General features: G+C 38.2%; 22 protein-coding genes. 7 read left to right on the forward strand and 15 right to left on the reverse strand.

Annotated features, from left to right (window positions below):
- Nucleotides 1-194: 194 nt before the first annotated feature.
- From ACN1CD_RS06770 to ACN1CD_RS06795, 6 genes are all read right to left on the reverse strand, one after another.
- On the reverse strand, nucleotides 195-1,985 hold the full coding sequence (locus tag ACN1CD_RS06770) for a chloride channel protein (protein ID WP_419129593.1): 1,791 nt from the start codon (nucleotides 1,983-1,985) through the stop codon (nucleotides 195-197).
- 38 nt (nucleotides 1,986-2,023) lie between these two features.
- Nucleotides 2,024-2,746 carry an RNA pseudouridine synthase gene (locus ACN1CD_RS06775; RefSeq protein WP_320463551.1) on the reverse strand — a complete coding sequence of 241 codons (723 nt, stop codon included), beginning with the start codon at nucleotides 2,744-2,746 and terminating at the stop codon, nucleotides 2,024-2,026.
- A 557-nt stretch (nucleotides 2,747-3,303) separates the two neighbouring features.
- Entirely contained in the window at nucleotides 3,304-3,993 is a 690-nt protein-coding gene (locus ACN1CD_RS06780; protein ID WP_419129594.1) for a response regulator transcription factor, read from the reverse strand.
- 103 nt (nucleotides 3,994-4,096) lie between these two features.
- On the reverse strand, nucleotides 4,097-5,209 hold the full coding sequence (locus ACN1CD_RS06785; RefSeq protein WP_419129597.1) for a redoxin domain-containing protein: 1,113 nt from the start codon (nucleotides 5,207-5,209) through the stop codon (nucleotides 4,097-4,099).
- Entirely contained in the window at nucleotides 5,209-6,666 is a 1,458-nt protein-coding gene (gene gatB, locus ACN1CD_RS06790) for an Asp-tRNA(Asn)/Glu-tRNA(Gln) amidotransferase subunit GatB (RefSeq protein WP_419129599.1), read from the reverse strand. Before gatB ends, ACN1CD_RS06785 begins: the two co-directional genes overlap by 1 nt.
- 147 nt (nucleotides 6,667-6,813) lie before the next feature.
- Nucleotides 6,814-7,176: a hypothetical protein gene (locus tag ACN1CD_RS06795; protein ID WP_419129601.1), complete on the reverse strand. Its 363-nt coding sequence runs from the start codon at nucleotides 7,174-7,176 to the stop codon at nucleotides 6,814-6,816.
- 357 nt (nucleotides 7,177-7,533) lie between these two features.
- Between ACN1CD_RS06795 and ACN1CD_RS06800 the strand changes: the two genes are divergently transcribed.
- The 3 genes from ACN1CD_RS06800 to ACN1CD_RS06810 all read left to right on the forward strand — a co-directional run bounded on the left by ACN1CD_RS06800 (nucleotide 7,534) and on the right by ACN1CD_RS06810 (nucleotide 10,009).
- Nucleotides 7,534-7,800: a hypothetical protein gene (locus ACN1CD_RS06800; protein WP_419129603.1), complete on the forward strand. Its 267-nt coding sequence runs from the start codon at nucleotides 7,534-7,536 to the stop codon at nucleotides 7,798-7,800.
- Between the two features lie 244 nt (nucleotides 7,801-8,044).
- Nucleotides 8,045-9,184, forward strand: coding sequence for a glycosyltransferase (locus tag ACN1CD_RS06805; RefSeq protein ID WP_419129605.1), 1,140 nt, complete (start codon nucleotides 8,045-8,047; stop codon nucleotides 9,182-9,184).
- Nucleotides 9,185-9,196: 12 nt separating this feature from the next.
- Entirely contained in the window at nucleotides 9,197-10,009 is an 813-nt protein-coding gene (locus tag ACN1CD_RS06810; RefSeq protein WP_419129607.1) for a glycosyltransferase family 2 protein, read from the forward strand.
- Here the strand turns inward: ACN1CD_RS06810 and ACN1CD_RS06815 are convergent, their stop codons facing one another.
- The 5 genes from ACN1CD_RS06815 to ACN1CD_RS06835 form a co-directional block, all read right to left on the reverse strand.
- The gene (locus ACN1CD_RS06815; protein ID WP_419129609.1) at nucleotides 10,010-11,059 is read right to left on the reverse strand and encodes a glycosyltransferase; all 1,050 of its coding nucleotides are present in this window, start codon (nucleotides 11,057-11,059) and stop codon (nucleotides 10,010-10,012) included.
- Nucleotides 11,060-11,065: 6 nt separating this feature from the next.
- Entirely contained in the window at nucleotides 11,066-12,394 is a 1,329-nt protein-coding gene (locus ACN1CD_RS06820; RefSeq protein ID WP_419129610.1) for a PIG-L family deacetylase, read from the reverse strand.
- Nucleotides 12,381-13,532, reverse strand: coding sequence for an acyl-CoA dehydrogenase family protein (locus tag ACN1CD_RS06825; RefSeq protein WP_419129611.1), 1,152 nt, complete (start codon nucleotides 13,530-13,532; stop codon nucleotides 12,381-12,383). The genes ACN1CD_RS06820 and ACN1CD_RS06825 overlap by 14 nt, the downstream gene beginning before the upstream one ends.
- A complete protein-coding gene (locus tag ACN1CD_RS06830; protein ID WP_419129612.1) occupies nucleotides 13,529-14,623 on the reverse strand; it encodes a glycosyltransferase family 4 protein in 1,095 nt (364 codons plus the stop codon). The genes ACN1CD_RS06825 and ACN1CD_RS06830 overlap by 4 nt, the downstream gene beginning before the upstream one ends.
- A 254-nt stretch (nucleotides 14,624-14,877) precedes the next feature.
- Nucleotides 14,878-15,777, reverse strand: coding sequence for an SDR family oxidoreductase (locus ACN1CD_RS06835; RefSeq protein ID WP_419129614.1), 900 nt, complete (start codon nucleotides 15,775-15,777; stop codon nucleotides 14,878-14,880).
- Nucleotides 15,778-15,999: 222 nt separating this feature from the next.
- Here ACN1CD_RS06835 and ACN1CD_RS06840 point away from each other — a divergent pair, with 222 nt between their 5' ends.
- From ACN1CD_RS06840 to ACN1CD_RS06850, 3 genes are all read left to right on the forward strand, one after another.
- On the forward strand, nucleotides 16,000-16,209 hold the full coding sequence (locus ACN1CD_RS06840) for a hypothetical protein (RefSeq protein WP_419129615.1): 210 nt from the start codon (nucleotides 16,000-16,002) through the stop codon (nucleotides 16,207-16,209).
- A gap of 112 nt (nucleotides 16,210-16,321) precedes the next feature.
- On the forward strand, nucleotides 16,322-16,774 hold the full coding sequence (locus tag ACN1CD_RS06845; RefSeq protein ID WP_419129616.1) for a ferritin-like domain-containing protein: 453 nt from the start codon (nucleotides 16,322-16,324) through the stop codon (nucleotides 16,772-16,774).
- A gap of 88 nt (nucleotides 16,775-16,862) precedes the next feature.
- Nucleotides 16,863-17,123 carry a hypothetical protein gene (locus ACN1CD_RS06850; RefSeq protein WP_419129617.1) on the forward strand — a complete coding sequence of 87 codons (261 nt, stop codon included), beginning with the start codon at nucleotides 16,863-16,865 and terminating at the stop codon, nucleotides 17,121-17,123.
- Nucleotides 17,124-17,388: 265 nt separating this feature from the next.
- Here the strand turns inward: ACN1CD_RS06850 and ACN1CD_RS06855 are convergent, their stop codons facing one another.
- From ACN1CD_RS06855 to ACN1CD_RS06870, 4 genes are all read right to left on the reverse strand, one after another.
- The gene (locus ACN1CD_RS06855) at nucleotides 17,389-18,024 is read right to left on the reverse strand and encodes a nitroreductase family protein (protein WP_419129618.1); all 636 of its coding nucleotides are present in this window, start codon (nucleotides 18,022-18,024) and stop codon (nucleotides 17,389-17,391) included.
- A 34-nt stretch (nucleotides 18,025-18,058) separates the two neighbouring features.
- The gene (locus ACN1CD_RS06860) at nucleotides 18,059-18,481 is read right to left on the reverse strand and encodes an organic hydroperoxide resistance protein (protein WP_419129619.1); all 423 of its coding nucleotides are present in this window, start codon (nucleotides 18,479-18,481) and stop codon (nucleotides 18,059-18,061) included.
- A gap of 36 nt (nucleotides 18,482-18,517) precedes the next feature.
- Nucleotides 18,518-19,837 carry an aldehyde dehydrogenase family protein gene (locus ACN1CD_RS06865; protein ID WP_419129620.1) on the reverse strand — a complete coding sequence of 440 codons (1,320 nt, stop codon included), beginning with the start codon at nucleotides 19,835-19,837 and terminating at the stop codon, nucleotides 18,518-18,520.
- An 84-nt stretch (nucleotides 19,838-19,921) separates the two neighbouring features.
- Entirely contained in the window at nucleotides 19,922-20,344 is a 423-nt protein-coding gene (locus ACN1CD_RS06870) for a MarR family winged helix-turn-helix transcriptional regulator (protein ID WP_419129622.1), read from the reverse strand.
- Nucleotides 20,345-20,628: 284 nt separating this feature from the next.
- Here ACN1CD_RS06870 and ACN1CD_RS06875 point away from each other — a divergent pair, with 284 nt between their 5' ends.
- Nucleotides 20,629-21,702 carry a TlpA family protein disulfide reductase gene (locus ACN1CD_RS06875; RefSeq protein WP_419129623.1) on the forward strand — a complete coding sequence of 358 codons (1,074 nt, stop codon included), beginning with the start codon at nucleotides 20,629-20,631 and terminating at the stop codon, nucleotides 21,700-21,702.
- Nucleotides 21,703-21,867: the final 165 nt, after the last annotated feature.

Here is a 21,867-nt window from a genome sequence, read left to right on the forward strand (position 1 = left end):
TCATCGATTGAAGCAATCTCATTTGTGAAATGGTTTAGGCAAAGAATGCTGTTGCATAACTTTCAATAACGACCAACCAGAGTTGCAAAAATAATTTACAATTAAACTGACGAAGTTTCCCTTCACACAGGCCGGCAAAACTTCGTAAGTTATATTCCCGTCATTGCTAAAGATATTTTTAAAGGGATTGGGTTTTAACTCATATAATCATTCTGCCGCATCAGTAGCGCCCTATATTTATTAAAAATCGCAGTTTTAGAAACGAACCCTTTGTAAACATTGCTTTCGTCAACAACAGGCAAAAGCCAGGCATTTTCCTGTTCCATTTTCTGTAAGACTATTTTCAGATCATCATTTTCCATTATGGTAGCTGGTGCATGTTGTACCAGGTTTGTGGCTGATAAATTAGCTTTATCAGGATTATTGACCATTTCGCTAAAAAGCTCTTCTATGTAAATAATCCCTTTAAAATCTCCCAACTCATCGGTAACAGCACAAATATTTTTATGCGATTGAACGATCTCGTTCATTTTTTCAGCAATCAGATCGTTCATATATAACTGAGGGTACGTTTTTTCGATCAAATATTTCAATTTCATCTGGTTCAAAACTGTCGTATCTTTATCTTCATGAGATAATAATTCGCCTTTATCAGCCAAAACCTTGGTATAGATAGAGTGTTTTTGTGAGCTGCGATTAATAGCATAAGAAATTGCCGTAGTAATCATCAGTGGCACCATCAAAATGTAACCGCCGGTAATTTCCGCAATGAGGAAAATACCGGTTAACGGAGCATGCATAATCGAACCCAAAGCAGCAGCCATACCGGCTACAATAAAATTGGATACATTTAAATGCGCCAGGCCAGACAGATTCACAACATAAGCGAAAATAAAACCAATCAGCCCGCCCATAATTAAGCTTGGCGCAAACGTACCACCGTTACCTCCAGCCCCTAAAGTAATGAGTGTTGCCAGCGATTTCATAAAAATGGTAACCACTGTAAACAATACAACCAAAGCAGGAATGGTATTGTAATCCTGAAAAATACTATTGTTAATGACGGCCAGGTAATCTCCCCTTAACAAGTTCTTCATCGTAATATAACCTTCACCGTAAAGCGTGGGAAAGAGAAAAACCAACATACCCAGCATTAAACCGCCAACCACAACTTTTGTATACGGATGTTTAATTTTGTAAAACAATCCTTTTACTGCATAATTTGCTTTGGTAAAATAGATGGAGAATAAGCCGATCAGACCAGCAAGTAGCACGTAATAAAACAATGCATCAATATGCCAGCCTTCTGTAACCAGAAAAAATAATTGCTGTGTATAGAAAATTCTAGCGACTACTGCTGCAGTAGCGGCAGATAACAATAGCGGAATAAAGGCTGGAATGGTAAACTCTGGTAAGAGAATTTCGACCGCAAAAACAATTCCTGCAATCGGGCTATTAAAGGCGCCTGCAATTCCAGCAGCTGCTCCGCAGGCAACAAGCATGGTAATTTCGCGATAAGATAAGCCGAGAAAACGACCCAAATTAGATCCTATTGCCGAACCACTGGTAACGATTGGCGCTTCCAAACCCGTTGAACCTCCAAAGCCTACTGTAATGGCAGCAGTAATTACCTGTGAGTATATGTTATGTGCTTCTACCCTGCTTGACTTTTTAGAAATGGCATAAAGCAAGGGCGTGAGACCTGTTTCAAACTTGCTTTTCCTGATGAAATATTTGATGTATAAAACCGTCAGAAAAATTCCGATCATCGGAAAAATGAAGTATAGATAATATTTGTACTTCCAGTGCGAGTCTGATTGAAGAAATTCTTCAATATGATGCGTTAAACTTTTTATAGCCGCTGCTGCAAGTCCGGCAAGAACACCAACAATTACAGCGAGTATAACCAGAAAATTACGATTTGAGATTTTAGACTTTCTATATCGGTTAATATTATCCAGGTAACTTACAAATCTGACATACATATTATTAGTGTTTCATTTCCATTTCTGGGAAGTAGGTGTTACGCATCAAACTTATCTAACAGCTTAATTAGCGTTGCGAAATCCTTAGGGTAAGGCGCATCAATAATAATATCCTGATCATCTAAACCTTTAAAAACTAAATGCCTCGCATGCAAAGCAAAACGTTTCATAATTGGCTGTTCTTCTTCACCTTTAGTTAGCTTATATCCACGCTTAATTGAGGATAGAAATACTGGTTTACCTTTATACATATCATCTCCAACAATGGCTGCCCTTTGGGTAGCCAGGTGAATCCTGATCTGGTGCATTCTTCCTGTAATCGGTTTACATTCTACAAGCGTATAATGCTTATAATATTTTAGCGAATCAAAAATCGTTTCGGCCCTTTTACCTTCCGCACGATCGATGGTTACATTTTTATTTCCATCATTGAGGATTGGCAAATCCACCAATAGCTGATCAAATATCACATGTCCATCTACTACTGCATGGTAGGTTTTGTTAACCTTTCTTCGTTCGAACTGCATCGATGCGTGGCGGTAAGCCTCAGGATTTTTCGCGATGATTAAAGCTCCGGAAGTTTCCTTATCCAAACGATGGCATACTTGCGCATCATCGCTATACTGTTTGGCTAAACGCAATACATTAGTTTCACCCGATCCTCCTCTTTCATCAAGTGAGGCTAAAAAAGGTGGTTTATTGATCACGATAAAATCGTTGTCTTCGAAAATAATAAGGTCTTTAAAATTTGGGTACTTCAACTGCGGTAATATTAATGTGCCGCAAAAATACGGATTTATTTTTATTGGTTTAGAAATTAACCGTAGATAATAAGGATAAACCTAAATAAGGGCGTTAACTATACATCACGTGCTTGGAGGACGAAGCAATCTTAATGCACATGTTATAACTTACGAAGTTTTGTTGGCCTGTGCGAAGGAAAAACTTCGTCAGTTTAAACGGTAACTTCTTATCCCCTATAACTAAATCTGGTCGTAGCGTCTCGCTACGACTAAAGTGATATAGCGATCGCAGTAAGATTGCTTCGTGCCTCGCAATGACGATTTCGCTAGAGGTGCACTAAACAAATCGTCATGCTGAATTTAGTTTATCACCTTACTCTGATAAGATCCTGAATCAAGTTCAGGAAGACGATCCCCGAGCAGACTTGTCATTGCGAGGAGGAACGACGAAGCAATCTCCTCCTTGCATAATACTAACTAAATGGGTTTATTACAACCCCAATAACGTAAAATCAAAAAGCCGCAGGCTCTCTGATTAATCAGCGAATCTGCGGCTTAAATATGTATAGGACGTTTTATGAAAGTTCGAACTTGTAACCAACACCTTTAACTGTTGATACATAAGTTTCACCCAATTTTTCTCTTAACTTACGAATATGAACATCAATTGTTCTATTGGTTACCACAACAGAATCTTCCCAGATATTTTTAAGAATCGACTCACGGGTATACACCTTGCCAGGTTTCGAAGCTAAAAGATACAGCAATTCAAATTCCTTCTTTGCTAATACCACTTTGTTACCACTCTGAAAAACTAAATATGCCTCTCTATCGATCACTAAATCTCCAATTTCGAGCTTATTCTCTGAAACTTCTTCTGTACCCGAGTTTCTTCGCAAGATAGCATTGATGCGACTCACTAAGGCACGAGGTTTAATTGGTTTAGCTATATAATCATCCGCACCAACATTAAAACCAGCAATTTCTGAATACTCTTCGCTCCTCGCAGTTAAAAACACCATAAAAGTATTTTTAAACTCCGGAATAGCCCTCATCAACCTACAAGCCTCAATTCCATCCATCTTCGGCATCATGATATCTAAAATAATCAAATCAGGATGAACCTTCTTTGCTACCGTGATTCCTTCCTGACCATTTGAAGCGGTGAAAACCTGATAGCCCTCTTTCTTCAGGTTGTATTCGATCAGTTCCAGAATATCTGGCTCATCATCAACAATTAATATTTTCTGACCTGCGTTATTCATAGTTAAATATTTGTTACGAAAGTAGTGTCTCTGATGCAACTATCCGTTAACACTAAGTTAAGAAATTGTTAACGACTAAAATTAGTTTAACATTGAATTTGTTTTATCGTAACGTTTTTGCTAAAAACGCATTTAGTTCTTCACCACGAAGGTTTTTTGCAGCTATTTTTCCGGTAGGATCAATTAAGTAAGAAGTTGGAATCGCCTGAACCTGATATTTTTTCACCGTTTCCCCATTAAAATCTTTTAATTCCGAAACGTGAGTCCACATTAACCCATCTGCTTTCACGGCACCTAACCATGCTGCCTTATCCGTATCTAAAGAAATTCCGAGGATATCGAAATTTTTAGCTTTGTATTTATTATAAACTTTTACCACGTTTGGATTTTCCTGACGACAAGGCTGACACCATGAAGCCCAAAAATCAACCAATACATATTTACCTTTGTAGTTGGATAAGCTCACAGGCTTTCCATCTGCAGTATTGATGGTAAATTCTGGTGCCATCTGCCCTACCTGAACGGTTTTCAAGGAGGCCATCTGTTTAATAAAAGTATCAACAGTTGTATTTCCTTTGATCTCATCTTTTATTTCGTCGGCAAAGGCAACCAGTTCAGCTTCAAATTCCTGTGGACTTAAAGTATTCATCGCATAAAAACTTGCTAAAGTACCTTTGTTTTCTTTTGCAAATTTCAGGATCGAAGCATTTAACTGGTTAATATAAGATTCATACTGAGGCTTCATCTCCTCTAAAATAGTGGCTCTGTTTTGCGGCTGCGTAGCCACCTTAGCTTCAAAATCTGCCTGGAGTTTCTCTACCTGCTTGGCGAAATTATTTCTTAGCGTATTTAGTTCCGACAGTTTTTCAACCTCATTGGCGCCAGAAATTTTATAGGCCATCGTTTTATCTGCTAAATCTGCCTCCAGCTTGATATCATCTCCGTTTTTAGCAATGAGCATAAATTCATGGTTCCCTACAGATACCCTGAAGAAATCTACTGAAGGTGTTTTTCTAATAAATTTAAACTCTCCTTTTTCAGATAAATTAGTTGAATCTATGGCAACCATCTGGCTGTTTTGCATACCAAAAAGAAATACCTTTTTTTCTGCTCCAGGATTTTTGAAGGTTCCATCAATGTTAAAACTGTCTTTCGGTTTACATGCGGTGAAAGCGATCGCGATTAGCACGATCAGGCTTAGATTTTTTAATCTCATTATTTAAGTTTTTCTAATATCAATTCATTCAATTTTTTAGCATCCGCTTTACCCTTGGCTAATTTCATAACCTCACCAACAAATAAACCTAAAACGCCCTTTTTACCTTTTTTAAAGGCTTCCACCTGCTGTGGGTATTTATTCAATACCTCATCTATAAAGCCTCCCAACTCATCGCTATTTTCAGTATTGAGCAGATTTAATGATTTGGCCAGCTCTTCAACATTCGGGTTTTCATTCCCTTCTACCGCAGGCAATAATTGTTGGATCGCAATCTGTTGTGTTAATTTCTTATCATCTACCAGATTAATTGCAATTGCCAACTGCTCAGGTTTAACTTTATAATCAGCAATCGCAATTCCTCTTTCGCTTAAAACTGCTCTGATTGGGCCAATTAACCAATTAATCAATATCTTTTTGGTATTGACAACTGGCAGCGCCTCATTAAAATATTGAAGTAAGTTTAAATCTTCTGCAAATAAGGCTGCATCTGCTTTGCTGATTTCAAACTCGGAAACCATTTGCTTGGAAATCTCATTCGGTAAGGCTGGCATGGCCGATGTAATCTCTGCTAGCCAATCATCAGAAATATAAATAGGTTGCAAATCCGGATCAGAAAAATAACGGTAGTCGTTCGCCTCTTCTTTCGTGCGCATTGGTGAAGTAGTACCTTTATCAGCATCAAAATTTAGCGTGCTTTGGATAATTTTCCCGCCGTTGCTAACTACTTCAATCTGACGGCTAAATTCAAATTCCATTGCTCTGCGTACATTTCGCATGGAATTAAGATTTTTCACTTCGCAACGTGTTCCAAATTCAATGGTTCCATTTTCGCGGATAGAAATATTGGCATCGCAACGTAAGCTACCTTCTTCCATATTTCCGTCGCTCACATTTAAATGGCGAACCAGTTTCCTGATCTCACTTAATAAGGCTGAAGCTTCTTCCGCACTGCGGATATCAGGCTCGGTAACAATCTCAATTAATGGTACTCCGGCACGATTCAAATCAACCAAAGAATAATGGTCATCCTGATCGTGAATACTCTTACCCGCATCTTCTTCCAGGTGAATGCGATTGATTCCTATTCTTTTTGTAGACCCATCATTAAGCTCCACGTCTAAAAAGCCGTTGATGCAGATGGGTTGATTATCTTGTGTGATTTGATATCCTTTTGGTAAATCCGCGTAAAAATAATTCTTTCTATCAAAATGATTAATCTGATTAATTGTACAATTAAGCGCTAAACCAATGCGGATAGCCTTTGCAACAACCTCTTTATTAAGTTTTGGCAATGCACCAGGCAAGGCTAGCGATACAGTAGAAATATTTTGATTTGGTAAAGCCCCGAAAGATGCGCTATCAGCAGAAAAGATTTTGGTATTGGTGTTTAACTGAACATGTATTTCCAGTCCTGAAACAAGCTCGTAATTGTATTCGGGGTTCACTAAACTCATATAATAATGATGCCTTTAAATGTATTATGCTGGCAAATATAGTTAAAGAATGTCAAAACGAATGACCACATCTTAACTGGTATTATAATCGCAGTGTCGATTTCAATAGTGATAAAAGGCAAACGGCTTTATCGGCCAGAAATAAAATTAATTTTCATCATATTTATTCCCTGACAAGGCTGGATTAGTGTAGTCAGCTTCCGTTTGCTGATCTATGGCTATCACATTGGTTCTCCAAAGGATGTAACCCAAACAGCCACAGCATTCTGCTACGAAATATTCTATATCTGCAGGAACATCGTTTACAATGCGATAGCGTATTTTATATTTTGGATTATAGCTCAGGTAAACTACCAGGTCATCTTTAGAAAACCCTCTTCCGGTTAGCGCTTTCAAATGCACATCAGCCAACTCTTTCGCAGCGCGATTCAAACGATCATTCATGATTTTTGCTAAATGTTTAGCAGGAACAAAATCAGTCTCTAAGATAGCCAGCACAGTCACAGTCATTTTGCAAATTTATACGCATTATTCACTTCTGCAAGTGCTACCAGCTAATTAACTGACACACAGTTAAATTAATTTATTTCTATAAAACCAGCGAATCTGATGGTTTTAGGCGGTTTTTGTACTCAATTGATATTTTGTTTGTTATCAGGTTAATCATTTCCATAGATGCTAAAGTAAAAGATATTTTAGCAAAGTTTAAATGATAGAGATACCTGCAAATATTTTTTTTTAAAAATTTTTTACGCTTAAGTAGCTGATTATAAATTTCATATCGTATCCAAGCTGCAAAAAATGTTATATCCTGAAAATATTTCAGCCGCAACAAAACCTTTACGAATTAAAGCCTGTTATCAAAACATGCAACCATTTATCCTCAACGTTACGCTTGATGGCGAGAATATAGAATTGACCATCAGTGAAATTGATGGTCTTTACCAAATCATTCATGAAGGACACATCATCGCGGCATTAAGGCCGCCGGGTGAAGATTGGCAATTGCTTCCACTGGATGAATTAATTGAAAAAGTATCGTTATACGAAAGTGATTTCGATCCAAAAAGCCATCGGATCGCGCTCCACTCGCCCATAATCAATCAAATTATAGCACGAATTGAAAGCCATTGATGTCATAATAATTTCGTTAACCATTTTTTCTCCGCTGATTAAATTCAAAAAAAATACTTCAGTTAGGATATATAATCAATTATGAAACAATAATTTAAATCATCTCTGTTAATTGATCAGAATTATGAAACTTTGTCAGAAATAATAGTGTTGTGTATAAAACACGTAATTAAGCACTATGATTCTACCCTTATTTGATAAAAATAAATTTCTTTTTGCTACCCCACCAAACCCTTTCTTACGATTGTCAGTTGTTATTCCTGTAAAAAATGAGGCAGAATGCATTCAGGACACGCTTGATGCAATAAGATTGCAATGTGATTCTTCTGGAAACAAAATTGATTATAACATTTTTGAAGTCTTAGTACTGGCGAATAATTGCACAGATCAAACTTTTCAAATTTGTGAAGCTTACCAAATCACTCATCCGGAATTTGCTTTGCATGTTGTTCAGGTTACCCTGGAAGGTAAATCTGCACATATTGGCACCGCAAGAAGATTATTGATGGATAATGCGTACCAGCGACTGATGCAGGTAGCCGGAGATCGTGGTATTATCGTATCGACAGATGGAGACAGTCAGGCTGATCCAACCTGGATCTATCATATTTTAGCAGAAATGGAAAATGGTGTAGATGTAGTTGGTGGAAGAATTTTACCAAGAGATACGCCACTGCAATCTAAATTACATCACCTGCGGGATGTTACTTACCGTTTGTTTACGAGTCGGCTGGAATCAGTATTAGATCCATGCATTGCCAATCCCTGGCCACGTCATTTCCAGTGCTACGGACCAAGTTTAGCCGTAACCTGCGAAATTTATGACCGTTCAGGTCGACTACCAGCAATTCCATATTTAGAAGATGAGGAGTTTAGGAAACGATTGAAACGTATAGATGCCAAAATCAGGCATTCGCCGAATGTTAAAATTTATACATCTTCCAGGTTAACAGGAAGAGTAGAATTTGGTTTTTCAATACAGTTAAAGCAATGGCAGGATATGAGTACCAAAGGCGAACAACAGCTGGTCGAGTCTTTAGAAACGCTGATTTTCAAACTTAATGTAAAGCATTCACTTCGAAAACTTTGGGCAACCAGCACAGCATGCCCGGCATTAAACGCAGAACTTAAATCAATGGCAGCAGCACTTGTTATTGACTTTCAAACCTTAAAAACCACTTTGCAAGATAGTCCGTATTTTGAAAGTTTCTGGGAGCAAATTGAAGATCATCTTTTGTCAATTGATCATGCAGAAATTATAATGGAACCGATATCAAATGTAATTGCATCGGTAAGGCAATATTTTTCTAAATCCTTTGCTCAACCTGTGCCTCCTTCCTTAACGGTGGCCAAATCAACCGAAATGCAAAGTATTGCTGTTTAAACTGTTATTGATATGATTTCCGTTTTAACCATCGTTTCAGGAAGAGAAATGGCTTTGAGTAATTTGATCAAAGGCCTCGCCGCAAGCACCATTTTACCAGATGAACTGGTGATTGTTTTCATGAATGAACCCATTCGAGAAATGCCATTGCTTCCCTTCCCAATTCGCTGCTACAATCTTATTCATCCTGCACATCTGCCGCTGGCTGATGCAAGAAATATGGCTGCGGAGAAAGCAAAGGGTGATTTTTTGATTTTTCTGGATGTAGACTGTATTCCGTCAGCCACCCTTATTGCTAATTACCTGAAGCATTTCAAATCAGTGGCGTTGCTGAGCGGACAAGTTAGGTATCTTAAAAACGGTGCTACAAATCAAGATGGTTTTCTCACCAAAATGGAAGACCTGAGTACACCAGATCCTATTCGTGCAGGTTTGGAAAACATTCCTTATTCGCTTTTTTGGTCGCTTAATTTTGCTTGTTCGAAAACAACTTATCAAAAAATTGGTGGTTTTGATAAAGGATATGAAGGTTATGGTGCAGAAGATACAGACTTTGCTTTTTCTGCTGAAAAGCAGCAAGTTCCCCTCCACTGTGTAGCAGCAAAAGCTTACCATCAATACCATGAAAGTTTTTCGCCACCGCTCAATCACCTTGAGGATATAGTGGGTAATGCAAACCGATTCTTCCAAAAGTGGAAGAAATGGCCTATGGAAGGTTGGTTAAAGTCGTTTGAACAGATGAATTTAATCAGTTGGAATGAGCGGAAGATTATCCTGAACAAAAAGCCGAGTGAAGAAGAAATTATGGTTACTTTAAAAAATTAGTTATTGAAACAACTTCTCGCCTACTGCTCTAATTGCAGCCGAAGCATTATCAAGAGCCTTTTCTGAAATGATTCCATCCCAGTTTGGCGCGTCAGTTTCTAATTCATTCAAAATAAAATGCCAATCGGTATCATATAGAGACTGAGGCAAAACAATCTGTACACCGGAAACGGATGATATCGCATTAGCCTTATCCAGTTGTTCTTCAAAAGGACGAGATTCGGGGATGCCTATAAAACGTTTTTGAAGACTGGCCATTTCCATTACGGTGTTGTGCCCGGTATTGCCAATTACCACACTACATAAATCAAGGATTGTTTTTGGCTCATCTAAATGACCACAAAATTCAATATTTGGAAGTTCTTTGCATTCCCCATTTATCTTGCCGATTACATAAAAACAAAAATCCGGACAGGCGTTAGACAGATGTTCAACAAAAACAGCATCAATAGAAGTTCCCCCACTCCCAACCATAATGGCTACGTGACGATGCTTTTCAGCGTGGTTATTTTCTTTTGAAAACCTGGAAAAGCCACCTACATAAGTCGTTTTATCGATAATCCATTGAGCAGATTTTGGCGAAATAGACCTAGAAAACGGCGCTAATAATAATTCTGCACTTTGGTAAGCCATTAAATGGGGTAAGTCTTCGCGGAGGCCATGCTGCCTCATTACTATTGTCGGTACACCCGCAAGTCTGGCCAGTAATGTCACTTCTACCGATACATCTACAATTAATAATAGCGGCTGCTTTTGCTGAAAAAATGCCGTCATTATGCTTACACGATCACTTATACCCTTTATATTTAATGGTGCATAATGTAAAACATCAACATGGTTGCCATTTTGAAAATGCAAATCTTCACTACTCCGGGTATCCATAGGAAGATGGATTACATGAACATCATCTGGTAGTAAATGAGCAAAAGGCTGAAGATTACTGCCTAGCAGGGTGATATCGAAACCTTTTAATTTATTTAAGATTTGTGCGACCCTGGTAAAATGACCAGAACCGTGATGATGCACATAGAAAGCAATGCTGAATTTCATAGACCCTCAGCCCTGCTTTTGATAAACATCCAGGCGATAATCATCTGTTCGTTCGCCTTTAATATGCGAAAGCCCCACGTTTTCAAAACTATCATGCACTTCATCTCCCGTTAAGGGATAATCGGCTACAAAATGCGTCCAATGCACCAGCACTAAAATGCCATCTGTTTTAAGTGTATCTAAAATAAGTACTCTGGCCTTTAGGAGATCTTCTTTTGAGAGGTAATAGCCCACTTCACTCATCACAATCAGATTAAAATTTTGCATTGGATAATCTGTTGGAATTCCTCCATGGATAAAACTCACTTTTGGATCTCCTTCCATTCGCGCCCTGGCTTTCTGAAGTGCTGTTTCGCTAATATCCATAGCAGTTAGGTGATCGCATTTACGACTCAACATCTGGGTAAGCACACCGATAGAGCAACCTATTTCCAGCGCTTCCGCATATTTTCCTTCAGGAATAGCCGCAATAGTAGCTTCATACTTAGATTTTTCGTATTCGCTTGTTTCGAACGACCATGGATCCGGATTTCCGCCATAAAGTGTTTCAAAATATTCTTTAGAAAGGGTATCTGTTGGATTTGACTTTTTACGTTCCATAAAATATTCGTTACCGGTTAAAAAATTGCTGATCATATTTTCCGTTAAGATAAATCCCTTGGGATCATCATGGATTAGCCTAGTTGTTTGTGACTGATGCGCATCGATGGCAGCGCGTTTATGCATTAAATGTTCTATAATGTCTAAACATTTAAGTTCACCGGGCTCCAACTGAGGCAAATCACTTTCCATGGCGTTTTCGTATAGCCAAATTGGATACTCCCAAATTACTGGTTTATAAGCCGGAACCTTTTTTAAAGCTGCAAAAAGCAATTGAAAAGTTGCCCGGTGATCACGATGTGGATCGAGTTCATACGGCACCAATATTAATTGTGGAAGAAACGAAGCGAGGTCGTCTTTCAACCTTTTCGAAAGTGGATCAAATCCATCCTCCCCTAAGGCAGGCATAGCCGAATCCGCACTTTCATAACAAGAAAGCTTCTCGGCGCCTAAGCCTAAACGTTCCAGTGCGGTGATCATTTCAGTTTTCCGTAAATCTGCAAGACGGGCTGTCGGATAAGTAACTGAATGTGGATGTGACATACTGCCATCGGTAATGAGGATTACCCGCACTTCGCAATCCTTTTGCACCAATATTCTGATTAATCCACCACAACCCAGTGATTCATCATCGGGGTGCGGAGCCAATACCAGACATCGCTTAATTTGATTGATGAATTTTTCGTCAACACTTACTGCTAATGATCTAAAGGCAGCTTTATCAAATATCATCATCAAAAGTAAAATCGTGTTGGATAAAAAACTCAGCGGCCTTTAACCGTGTGGCATCTGGTGCTGGCTGACGTAAATAAAAAGTGAGATCGCGGTGGAGACGTTCCAACTCAAAAGGCTCCATCAATCCACGGGCCCCCACGCAACGGTTACTTTCGTCCATAATCTTTAAGCAAATCTCTTCGATTACTGTCCTCGTCATATTTGCAAAGGCAATTAGTGCCTGATCATGCGAACCTGCTGCTACCCATTTATCATAATACTTACCTGCGCGGTTAAGCCATAGCTGGCCCGTAGTTAACTCACTCATAATATTATAAATCCGCATTTGTTGAAAAGGATCTTCTGTCCGTTTTAATTCCCTGAGGTAAGAAAGGGTGTGTTGTGCAATGGCTTCGGCGCCACCAAGATGCACTGCTGCAAAACGAATGGCACCCGCATTAAAGTAAGGTTGTGTTAAATATGTTCCGGGCCGGGCCACCAAATCCTTTTCACTAATAAGGTAATCACTAAAATCTACTTTATAACTGCCGGACGCTTTCATACCGAGTGGCTTCCAGCTCTTCCGGTCGATTCTTTCTTGTGGCAGATCCTCCATATTGACAATTAATAATTGCCAGCCTTTTTCACCATCCCGGTCTATATCGCCAGAAATTAGCGCACGGTTTACAATTTCTGCTCCGGAACAAAAGGTTTTGCTTCCGTTAATCCGGAAGCCGGAAGCATCAGCACGAAGTGAAATTCCATCAGCCGCCTGCGTGTTCCAAACACCAAATAAATGTCCTTTTTCTTCTACTTCCCTATACCACCTTTCCCGTTGTTCTGCTTCAGCATATAGATGAATGAGGTAGAGCGTGTTAACATGTCCTTCAAAAATTCTTCCTACAGATAGATTGGCCTTGCCAACAGCCTTCAATAACCGCAACAGTTGTGGTGTTTTAGGCAGATTAAAATCTAGTGGATGCCCGGGTAAAACAATTGATAAAGCCCCACATTCATGAAGCCATTTAAATTCTTCCGCTGGTCCGTTGGGATGATGCTCGGTTACAGCAGCCCGTTCTGCAATCTTTTTTAAAACAAGATTGATCGAAGCCTCGCTGGTTTTCTTAATTGGTAAATCTTCTGTAATGCCTGGCATCATATTTTTAAAAAATCTTTTTGAGTTTTGCTTTGCGCAACTTCGGCAAGCATTTCTTCATATTTATCCATCATTTTTTCTATATCAAATCTTCCCCTGGCATAATCACTAACATATTTTCTATCCAAAGCCAGTGCTCCTTTAATAGCGCCTGCCAGATCATCCACATTAGGATAATCGACCAATATGCCAGTTCCTTCCGCTACAATTTCAGGTAACGCCCCCATTTTGAAACCCGCCACCGGTGTGCCACAACTCAAAGCTTCTGCAACTACCAAACCGAAAGGTTCTTGCCAGCAGGGACTAACGATACAAACACTTGCGCCACAAATCAAGGCGTTTAATGATTTCTGATCCTGAATACCCAGTAACTCCACGTTTTCATCGAGCAAGCCAGCTACCTTTTCATTGTAATATCGCTGATCTGCAATTCCGCCTGCTACTTTAAGTGGAATACCTGCGATTTTTGCTGCCTGAATGGCCAGGTGGAGACCTTTATCCGGGTGAATCCTTCCGAACCAAACTGCATACTGCTGTTCATTAGCTCTTCCGCTAGACTTCCACTGATTGAGATCAATTCCATTTTCTATCACCTCGCAACTGGAAACGATTTTATTCCAGTTAGTTGCGCTTTGTTTAGATACGGTAACATATTGGATAACAGGATTTCTTCGCTCTGCTTTAATGGCGAGTTGAAGTTCATAAAATGGAGGCGTATGTAATACCGTGAGCATCGGTGTGCGCAGTGTATTCGCCATGGTAATCGGAATATAATGTAGGCTGTTATTGAAAATAATATCTAAATTATAATCATCAATTCGTGTCATCAATCCAAAATAAGCATGATGTTCGGCAATATATTCTGAGGGCAAATCACGCAGTTTGATGCGCATTCCAGTCTTATGATCATAACCTTCATCAGATAATATTGGATCAACCGGAAGATTTTCATCTGAATTTGAACTTGCAAACAATATCACATCATGACCACGAGCAACTAATCTTCTGGTAATTTCATACGTAAACACCTCTAAACCGCCCGCGAAAGGGGCTATAATCGGGTGCTTCAGGTGAGCGATAATTCCAATCCTCATATCTATTTTAACATTTTAGTGATAGTTTAATATCTTTCATTAAGACATTTTTTTTGGATGAAGGTTTTATCTTTCTGATGGTGGCTGATCAGCATCTTTAAAAAGCTATACGAGAAAGAGGTTGGATCTTATTCCAAAATTTGTCATGTTGAGCTTGCCGAACCACTATTAAGGATATTCTTTACAAATCCTTCGAAAGGTTCAAAACGACATTTCTGATATATGATACAGTCCCCTTTTCAGATTATTTCGTTTTATGGGTGTCCGTTTCCTCCAGCTGCGCCATAGATTTGACCAGTCGCAAAACTCGCGTCGCTATCTGCAAGCTGTACGTAAATCGAAGCCAATTCTGCTGGTTGTCCTGGGCGGCCAAGTGGTGTTGCTTCGCCAAATTTTACAATAGCATCCTGTGGCTGGCCACCACTCGTTTGTAAAGGTGTCCAAACCGGACCCGGTGCTACCCCGTTTACCCGAATCCCTTTCGGACCAAGCTGTTTGGCGAGTGATTTTACGAAGGCCACATTAGCAGCTTTAGTTTGTGCGTAATCAAACAGGTTTTCTGATGGATCATAAGCTTGTACTGAACTTGTGGCAATAATCACAGACCCTTCAGGAAGTAATGGTAATGCTGCTTTAGTGATCCAGAATGGTGCGTAAACGTTGGTTTTCATGGTAGTATCAAAATGTTCTGCACTAATATCCAAGAGGGATTCTACTGCCTGTTGATGACCTGCATTATTCACCAGAATATCTATTCCACCTAATTTCTCAGCAGCTTCGGCCACTAATTTTTTACAAAAATCTTCAGTGGTAATATCGCCGGGGATTCCAAACCCCTTTCTTCCAGCCTCTTTAATAAGTGCAAGTACCTCATCAGCATCAGATTGTTCTTGTGGTAAATAATTAATCACCACATCTGCTCCTTCTCTTGCATAAGCGATGGCTGCTGCACGACCGATACCTGAATCTCCCCCTGTAATCAGCGCTTTGCGGCCTAAAAGTCTACCTGATCCTTTATAACTTTTCTCCCCGTGATCCGGAATGGGATCCATTTTAGATGCTAGACCCGGCACTTCCTGCGGCTGCTTAACAAATGGTGGTTTTGGATATTTATTTAGTGGATTTACTAATGGTTTTGAATTTTGTTCAGACATGTTTCTTAATTTTTTTCCGGCTAATTAATTCCCCAAATCAATACCTGGCCAAGCGTATTCATTCGGAAGGTATGTAGCAAATGAGCTGCATATCTCCTATTTCAACACCAAAAAATTGTCAATTGTTCAGATAATTTTATAAAGCTATAGCAATGAGGAACTATCATATCATCCTCAAGAATATTTTCTAAACCTTATGATCAGGCATTTTGTTCCTCAGTTATGGATATTAAGAAAAAACAAGATGGTCGTGACAATGCTAAAGTAGATTTGAACGATCCAAATGAAATTTCCTATGCCGCACAGGAAGCAGGCATCAGTTCGGAAAAGTACAAGGAATATGCAAAGGCCGCAGGTACAACTGGCAGGTCGGCGATTGCTAAATACATCAAAGACCAAACTGATGTTAAAACCAACTCGTTTAATCATTAATAACTTCATTTCAAATTTAGATTGATAGACTTGATCGCTTTTAGAGGGGCATAAATATTCAAAACAATTTGTCTTGACAGTCGGTTGTTTACAAAAATCTAACTATAAAAACATGGAAAATAATAACAAGATTATCAGTGACCTTAAGGGTTTAGTATCAATTGTTAATGATGGAAAAGAAGGTTACGAATCTGCTGCCGAAACTACAGAAAGCTTAGAATTAAAAGCAATTTTCTTAAAATATGCTGCAGAGCGCAAGGCTTACGAATTAGAGTTAAAAGCACATTTAGCTTCACACGGTGGCGAATCGGATAATAGTGAAGGTGGCATTTTAGGCGCAATCCATAGAACATGGATCGACATTAAAGAAGCTTTGAGTAGTAAAGAAGATGCAGCTATTTTAGGTGCAATCGAGACTGGCGAAAAAGCAGCTATTGAAAAATATGATGCCCTACTTCAAGATACTGCAACACATGCTGATCATTTGGATCTTTTAAATAAACAAAGAGATGGTATTCAGCATGCATTGACAGAGATTTCTTCTTTAAAAGCAGCTAAATCATAATAAACTTACAGATTGAGCCTGTTGATTGCCTTAATGAGGTTATTGATGGGCTCAATTTTTTTATGTCTTCATCTAACTGTAATTCAATATGGAAAAGTATAATATCAAATATGATGCTGATGAAACCGCTTATGAGTTTTTAGTCGGTCAATTTCCATTCAGAGATGGTGAGACTTGTAAATACAATGTGTTTTATGAAGGTAAAATGGTTGCTTCATTTGAGCCAGACCGAAATAATTTATTAAATATCTGTAAGAACGATTCCGGTTTTGATGAAGAATTACTTAGCCAACTGGCGGATGAAATAGAATATCGGCATCCAAATATTATTTCATGTTCTGAAGATTAGTTGAAGCAAGCTTCCAGATCTTTTTTTTAATTGCAGTATTTGAGCGGATTGTTTGCCGCAGATTTAAAAAGATAAGATACGCAGATTTGAAATGAAAAGTATTGAAAACTCAGATCTGCGAAATCCCCGAAATCAGCGGGATATTATATGAAAAAGATTTAGTGAAGAATTGCCAGTAAAGCTTGGTTTATCACAAAAACCGCTATCAAAAATCAAATAAAGCACAAAAAATAAAGGGAAAACCTTGGCCTTCCCTTTAAAACATTTAACGATATTCGATTACGAATTCTGATTTAGGATTGCGGACTTTTTTCATTCCGGCTAACCAATCACCTTCACTATCGCGATATCCAAGATATAATAGTGTTACACTACGAAGTCCCTTTTCTTTCAATCCAAGTACTTCATCTACTAACGCACTATCAAAACCCTCAGCAGGTGTGCTATCCACCTTCAATTCGGCAGCCATTGCAATAGACATTGCGAAACCAATATAAGATTGATGAGCCGTGTGTACAAAGTTTTTTTCAGCAGCCTCGTTTAAATAAATACCTTTGATTTTATCCGTATAACTTGAAAACCTACCTCTTGGCAAATCTCTCTCATCAGTGGTACGGTCATAGATTGCATCGATCCGTTCTTCAGTATAATTATCCCAGGCAGCGAAAACGAGTACGTGAGAACAATCTACCATCACCTCAGGGTTAAGTGCATTTTTACTAAGCTTTTCTTTAAGATCCGGGTTTGATACCACCAAAACCCTGAATTGTTGTAATCCTGATGAAGTTGGCGCTAATCTGGCGGCTTCTACAATTTTATCAATATTTTCCTCGCTTACTTTTTTCGATGGATCGTATTTTTTAGCAGCATATCTCCACTGTAATGATTCTAATAATCCCATTTTATTGCTTTTAATTTGATTATACTTTTATTAATTAATGATTAGTAACCGTAATGCTTACTTCAATGTTTCCACGCGTAGCATTAGAATATGGACAAATCTGGTGTGCTTTATCTGCCAATGCCTGCGCCTCTTCTACACTTACTGCCGGAATGTTTACTGCCAATGCCACTGATAAACCAAAGCCGCCATTATCAATCTGACCGATGCTAACATTTGCCTTAACACTGGTTTCTCCTGTGTCTACCTTGCCTTGTTTAATAATCAGATTCAGCGCGCTATCAAAGCAAGCTGCGTAACCTCCTGCAAATAATTGTTCAGGATTGGTGTAATTGTCATCGGCACCACCTAAGGCTTTTGGCATGCGTACTTCAACATCAAGAATTCCATTATCGCTTTTAATGTGTCCGTTACGGCCACCAGTTGCAGTTGCTTCTGCAGTATATAAAACTTTCATTATGATTTTATTTTTAGTAATTAAATATTTTATTGATTATTTAAGTTGTAAGACGGCTCGTAAATGACTAAATGTTTCGAAGCTGAATTTGCCATGGTATTTTCCAAAGCCCGATGCACCAACACCACCGAAGGGAAGAAGATGCGAACCTACATGGATTAAAGTACTGTTGATTTCTGCATCACCGCTGGAAGTATGATCCAATACGTAATCTGCAAACTCCTGATCTTCAGAAAAAACATAAAGCGCCAGCGGTTTTGGCCTGTTATTAATTTCATTCATTGCATCATCAATATCCGTATAAGTGAGGAAAGGAAGAATCGGACCAAAGATCTCCTGTTGCATAACAGCATCCTCCCAATTTACGTTATCTAATAATGTAGCTTCAAAATGACGGGTTTCTAAGTCGTAATTTCCGCCATAGACTAATTTTTCCGGGGAAGCAGCAATGTATCCCGCTAGATTTTTAATCTGATTTTGTGAAACAATTTTACCAATTTTTCCTAGTGTCTGATCTTGATAAGTCTTTTTTATATATTCCTTTATCTTATCAATTAGTTGATCTTTTACATCTGCATGTACATACACATAATCAGGTGCAACACAGGTTTGACCACAATTTGCCCATTTGCCCGAAGAAATGCGTTTTGCTGCCAAATCAAGATTTGCATCATGGTGAACAATGCAAGGCGACTTCCCTCCCAGCTCAAGTGTTAATGGAATCAGTTGCTTTGCAGCAGCAGCCATCACAATCTTCCCGACGTTAGCGCTTCCGGTGAAGAAGATATAATCAAAAGGAAATGTCAAAAGCAAAGTATTTTCTTCAATCGCACCTTGTACCACAGCAACATATTCGGGTTGAAAAGCTTCAGAAACAATCTTAGCAATTACATTAGAAACTTCAGGTGTGTTTTCTGAAGGCTTAAGTATAACTGTATTTCCGGTCATCAGTGCGCCAATCAGTGGGCTAAAGGTTAACTGAACCGGATAATTAAACGGACCAATAATATAAGTGACGCCAAATGGTTGGTGAGTGAGTTTACTTGAAACAGTTTCGCCACCAGGACGAGGTTTAGACGGAACACTAACTGGTTTCGCCCATTCTTCAATATTTTCAATGCAGTAATCCAATTCATCTAATACGAGTTGAATTTCTGCATATTCTGCTTCTTTTCTGTTTTTGCCCAAATCTGCCATTAATGCATCACAAATCGCATCAGTATGCGCAACAAAAACGGATCTAAATTTTTTCAGTTGTTCTATTCTATAGGAAACAGCCTGTGTTTTTCGCGTAGCGAAGAATGCCTTTTGTTTTTGGAATATTTCGATAATCCTTTGTTCATCTATTAATTTCATGTTTCTGTTTTCTGATGGTTGATGAATATCATTGATATAAAACATTCACCACCTTCTAATTATTACATATTAACTATATAGTTTTCAATATCTTAATAGTGCTTTATTCACAATTTTCTTCAACTGCTGAAGTTCATCTATGGAGAGTCCTAACACAGCAATCAGTTGTTCAGGAATTAGCGCCGCTTTTTCCTGCATTTTTTCACCAATTTCTGTAGTGGAAATCAACACCACACGTTCATCCGTTTTACTTCGTGTCCTGTTTAAAATCCCCTTATGCTCCATTCTTTTCAGCAGCGGTGTGAGCGTTCCACTATCCAGATAAAGTTTTTCACCAAGCTGGTTTACCGTTTGCTGTTTCTCTTCCCAAAGAATTAACATCACCAGGTATTGAGGATAAGTTAAGCCTAATGCCTCTAAAAATGGTTTGTAAAGGTTTGTTACTTCTCTGGAAAATGCATAAACCGGAAAACAAATTTGATTTTCTAATTTTAAAAGGTCATTCATAATTGATAACTATACCGCAAATATATATTGTGCACAATACAATTGTGTAATATATATGTAAAGCTTGTAATGTGATTTATGATCAGACAAAATCATCAATTCAAAAAAGCACTTGTTTTCCTTTATGCATTATTGTATTTTACTTCAAAATAGAAATTATGAAGTACATGGCTAAACATTATAAAGTGCTTATTTTATTAAGACTATTTATTTTTGGTACTGTCTTCTTTGTGCACGCTGGCGAGACGAATGACACAAAAAAGAATCTAATTTTATTTAAAAAAGTGTCAGAAAGGCTAAATGAATTAAATTCAATCCGTTATCACTACACACGCGAATTTTCTTACCCTGCTGAAAATTACCATTCAAAATCTGAAAGTGATATGTATATCAATTTCAATCATGATCATGATTTGGTTGGTTTTATCTATCAGTATAAAGATGCAACAAGCTTTTCAATTTTTAATAATTCCGAAATATTTTATGGCAATGCTCAAGAGAAAACGATTAAAATGCAAAACCAAGTAACAAAAGCCAGTTTTGAAGGACAATCAGCATTATATAATTCAATAATTACTTTAAAAAATATCCTGCCATTGGTTATTTCTGATAATAGCATAAAGAAAGCAGTAGCCGATACCGTAATTAACCGTAAAGAGTTTTATCTATTAGAATTTGAAACACAGAATAAATTCCCTAATTATCTGGGAAGTGGATTTTCGACTACTACAGAGGCGATTACATTTTATCAAAAAATAATAGTAGATAAACTTACATTATTACCCAGTGCATTTATCCAAACGAAAAAAGGAAGTGAAGACTTGAACCGTACAGACTTTAGCAATATCCAAATTCGCCCTGCACTACCGAAAGAAAACTCATGGTTCTATTCTAGTTATCTTGGCAATTATAAACCGGAAGCAAAGCAATTAATAAATAGAATAAGCGTGGGAAAGATAGCGCCAGACTTAAGTTTAACAAATTTATCAGGAACAGTTTGCAATTTATCACAATACAATGGTCAACTTATTCTGCTCGAATTCTGGATAAAAAACTGTGGTTATTGTATTTCAGCTGTGCCGAAGTTAAACGCTTTAATCGAAAAATATAAACCTGGCAACTTAAAAGTACTTGCAATTAATACGGAGGATAGTGAACAATCCATCAGGTTATTTACCAAAAATAATCCCGTTTTGTACGATATATTGAGGAGCAATGGCGCTGATGTGATTAAAAACTATGGCATTACAGCTTTCCCACAAATGGTGCTGATTGATAAAGCTGGGATGGTTATTTATTCGGGAGATTTAGATGTACCGAAGATTGATGCCTTAATTGATAAAAATGTAAAGCACTAACCGAAGTTTAGCCTTTATTCTATCGGTTGGTGTCTCACCCAATGCTATTAACTTAAGCTATTTATATGTCTGGTGCAGTCTGTTTTTTCTTTTTTTAAACGTTATTCTAGGAAAGCTTCTGTCCGGTTTTATTGGAATTTTAGAAGATGCTATTAGTTTAATAAG

This window comes from Pedobacter sp. N23S346 (assembly GCF_048515415.1).
Classification (GTDB): domain Bacteria; phylum Bacteroidota; class Bacteroidia; order Sphingobacteriales; family Sphingobacteriaceae; genus Pedobacter.